We start from the raw sequence: 4,159 nt of genomic DNA on the forward strand, positions 1-4,159 counted from the left end.
AATTATCTTACGGAATTGCTCACAGAGGTGAGTCAAGCGACGGCAGGCGCAGAATTGAATTCCGATTTAGTTAAAGAAATTCAAAAACGAATCAATGAGGCTATGACTAAAGTAGCTGCTATTGATCCTAAAGTAGGTCGCAAACTACAAGAAAAGCTGGCTCTGATTGAGCGCATGGCTCGTATTGAAAAGCAAGTGGCTTCTAGTATGAACAGTACGGCAGGGTAAGGAGAATAGGTAATGATAACCATTCATGTCTTGGCAGCTGGAGAATTATTTCAGCATGTGCTCAATGCTTTGGCCTCTTTTATGAAACAAGACAGCTTTTTGGGATTACTGCGTATCACAGCGCTGATTGGTATTGTTATGGCGACGGTAGGTTTTCTAAAGACTCGAGATCCTATGGCCTTTGCGCGTTGGTTTTTAGGATACGTGTTGTTTGTGAATTTGGTGTTATTACCTAAAACATCAGTGCTTATTGACGACATTTCAGCGCAAAACCCTAAAATCGTTGATAATGTGCCTGTGGTGTTTGCGTTAAGTGCTAGTCTTGTAACTACGATTGGTTATGGCCTTGCTCAAACGTATGATGCACTGCTCACTATGCCTGATGATTTGCAGTACACCAAAACAGGCGCGTTGTTTGGTTCTCGCCTAATTCAGGCATCAACTTCCTTTCGAATTAAAGATCCTGTGTTAAAAGAAGAAATGAATGAGTATTTTCGGGTCTGCGTGGTTGGAGACATTCGTATGAACCGCAAGTACAGTGTTGGTGATTTAGCGCATTCCACAGATATTTGGAATTTATTGACCTCCAAAGCATCACCCCTTCGTATGATCAGTGTGAATGGCAAACTTGTTACTTGCTCGGATGCCTCCAAACCTGATGGACAGTACAGTTTACGTAAAAAACTAGATGCTGAAATTAAAAAAGCATATACGTTTTTTGGGGTCAATTTGTTTGGCAAACCTAAAAATACAACTTATGAAGCACTTTTTAATACCCATCTAAAATCAGCTTTTGATTATTATCAGGGCTTAACAGATACGGCAAGCAATATCTTTTTACAAAGCATGATGATTAATGCTATGGGAGAAGGTGTTGCTCATTATCAAGCGTTTACTGATGCTACGGCCGGAGTGGTTAATCAGCAATTTACCAAATCTCAGGTACAGCATCGTTGGAGTTGGGAGGTTTTAGGCAAGAAAGCCTTGTGGATTTTACCTATTACCCATACCTGTTTGACCCTTTTATTATTTGGTGTTTTTCCCTTAATTATTGCATTAGCTACTTTACCCGGCGGAATTCGAATTCTTTATGGATATCTGCAATTTTTCATGTCACTGCAATTTTGGCCTGTACTATTTGCCATTTTAAATGCTGGTATGACTCTTTATGGCGCTTCAACATCTGCTGAATACGGCCATTTTACGATGGTGAATCTTGATAAAATTGATGAACTGCATGCGGATATTTCAGGAGCTTGTGGCTATTTAATGATGTTAATTCCTTTTTTATCCCATGGCTTGGTTTCTAATCTTGGTGGAGCATTCAGCAATTTAGCCACCAGCATGATGAGCCATATGCAAGGTTCTAGCATGTCCGTAGCAGGAGAGGCGGCCAGTAGCTCTTTTGGTCTAGGACAAACCAGTTTCTATAATACGACTGCCAATAATTTTTCAGCCAATAAACATGACTCTAATTGGACACACATGCATGGTATGAATACTGAGCAAATGGGAACTGGGGTATTAAAAACCGTTACAGGCAACGGCGAAAAAGTTTTCGACGTCAGTCCTGGAATGACACGAAGTGCCGTATCTATTAATACATCAGAAGGTTTAAGCACATCACTTAACCAAGCTTATGAGCAGTCACGTCAAGCTGCTCTTAATGAATCCAATCATTATCAATCTGCTTTATCCCATTTTGCCCATCGGGCATTACAACTCTCCCAATTACAAGGTCATGAAATGCGACTAGGTGATGGAGTATCTAATAGTGAGTCAAGTCAATATTCTAAAGCGTTATCGACGATTAGCCATATTGCAGAGGATGTGGCGAAACGAAATGGAGTAAGTAAAGAGGATGCTCTTTCTCATTTAACCAGTGGTGGTTGGGGTGCTCATGCTGGTGTGAAATCAAATAGAAGTCTAATAGGTAAGGTAGCTCAATGGGGGACAGGTTTTAATGCAGGAGGTAATACACATCTTAAATTTGATCGAACCTCTTCAAGTAGCGATCGCTACCACACGGGAATGGATGGCAGTATTTCTGCACGTGAAGCAAGTGACTTTAATGATGCACTTAACTATGTGAAACATTTTTCACAAACGCATCATTTTGATGACAATCATTCTCAATCTTCTTCTCTTTCAAATCAATTGGGAGCAGATTTACGCGCTGCAGAGACTGCAAGTCGTAGTTACGATACAAACCTAAATCGAGCAGAACGAATTTCCAAAGCAAAAAGCTTTGTTGAATCTCATTCATCGCAAATCAATACCGATCTGAATCAAGCGTTTCCTGCATTTGTAGCAAGCAAAATAGGAGAGTCAGCTCGCGACGAACTATTTAGCCATCCAGGCGATATGCACTCATTAAATAAACTCCAGGCTTTAGGACAAGATTTTATTGCTCACAAACGCGATGAATTAATTAGAGACTTTGGAACTCCAGATAACCATAAAAGAATAGATTCTTTTTATAACCAAGAAAAGCATCAAGTGAGCTCAATGGGAAAACAGTTAGGGACTCATTATCAAAAAAATAATCAAGAATTGGAGTACGATGCTCAATTACTCAAAGTAGGAATTGATCAAAATAAGGCTAAACCATTAAAACACAATGTTCACCAGCAATTGGATGAATCTTTTCAAAATCTTAATCAAGGGAAGGAGTTGATTCAGAAAGATCAGCATGATCTAATGGATAAACAGAAAGCTGTATTGCATGAGGGTATGGTTAGGGCACAAAAAAATGTGCTTTTACCTGAAAATGTTCATCTACCCAAGGAGGCTTTAGAACTCCACCATAAAGGAGAGTAAAATGGATAATACACAATTAAAATTAGCTGTTGCAGATGACATTAGAACTATAAAACATCTTGATCCAGATATTATTCCTGCGCGAGTGTACTATGGTGATTTTTTTAAGATAATGTTGGCTATTTTTTGGAGCATTTTTGTTGTTATCTCATCAACATTAGCTTACTCATTTACCTTCAATACACAATTTAAAACGCCTGCAACTTATTCAGAAATTATTAGTTCATCGGTTATTGTGGCTTTTTTCTTAAGTTTAGGTGCCCTGATCGTATTATGGAACTCGGTTAATTTCTTTGTTCTTTTTCGTTTACATCTGGAGACGAAACTAAAAACGGGTGTTTTACTGGTCAAAAAATTTAAACTCATAGCCAAAGTATTTTTGGGCTTTTTTGTCTTTTTTTGCACTGTATTTGGCAGTTATGGTGAAGATACGCAAATCTTGTTAATGCTTGGATTTGCATTTTTTGGAAGCCTTGCCGCGACCTACTTTCTGGTAAGTATGGAATTAAGCCGTATTGGAATAAGCACTATTTTTACAGTAATCAATGAGTTTTTCCATAAAGAAAAGAGGATTGACTTACCGCTTAGATAAGAAAATAAATAAACATTTTTAATTAATTTTAAGCACTTTAAGAGCAGTGCTAGCTACTGCTTTGCCCAAAATACACAAGGAGAAGAACAGATGCGTGATGAGCCTAATTTCAAACACTATACTCGTGGTGGACAAATTAGTTTCCATAATCTTCGCATGTGGGATCAAATTACCAAATCGTTGACCTTAATTTGCCTGATGCTTTGGGTAGTGTTTACCGGACTTATTATTTGGAGTGTCACTTCAGTTGAAAAGCTACAACATGCATTTGCTTATTATGGGGCTCAATTTTTAAATGCTATTGGTCAAAAGCATGATTTTCATTTTTCATTCCATGGTAAGACCTACACACAAAATGTACAGCAAATTCTTCATTATTCCTATTACCGTGATAATGCCAATGAAATCATCAGAACCATGGGACAATCAGCTTTAGTTGCATTTTGCATGGCATTTCTTATTGGAATAGGGTTTGCCATTTACTTTATTCGCCGAGGTAAAGAACAGAGTAAACATCAG

At 38.3% G+C, this 4,159-nt stretch carries 3 protein-coding genes and 1 pseudogene; all 4 read left to right on the plus strand.

The genetic code is table 11. From position 1 onward, the window contains the following. Positions 1-228 (plus strand): annotated as a pseudogene (locus tag DGG96_RS19750) (conjugal transfer protein TraH); the annotation flags it as partial. Positions 229-240: 12 nt separating this feature from the next. Continuing rightward, the gene (gene traG, locus DGG96_RS19755; RefSeq protein WP_110144193.1) at positions 241-3,048 is read left to right on the plus strand and encodes a conjugal transfer mating-pair stabilization protein TraG; all 2,808 of its coding nucleotides are present in this window, start codon (positions 241-243) and stop codon (positions 3,046-3,048) included. Between the two features lies 1 nt (position 3,049). Beyond that, on the plus strand, positions 3,050-3,640 hold the full coding sequence (locus DGG96_RS19760) for a hypothetical protein (RefSeq protein WP_110144194.1): 591 nt from the start codon (positions 3,050-3,052) through the stop codon (positions 3,638-3,640). A 90-nt stretch (positions 3,641-3,730) separates the two neighbouring features. Then, positions 3,731-4,159: TraD N-terminal domain-containing protein (locus DGG96_RS19765; protein ID WP_276309333.1), on the plus strand; the 429-nt coding region annotated here is incomplete at its 3' end.

This window comes from Legionella qingyii (assembly GCF_003184185.1).

Bases quoted from the DNA above. Each gene is read 5' to 3' on its own strand.
- traG (WP_110144193.1), top strand. From the start codon at position 241: ATGATAACCATTCATGTCTTGGCAGCTGGAGAATTATTTCAGCATGTG.
- DGG96_RS19760 (WP_110144194.1), top strand. From the start codon at position 3,050: ATGGATAATACACAATTAAAATTAGCTGTTGCAGATGACATTAGAACT.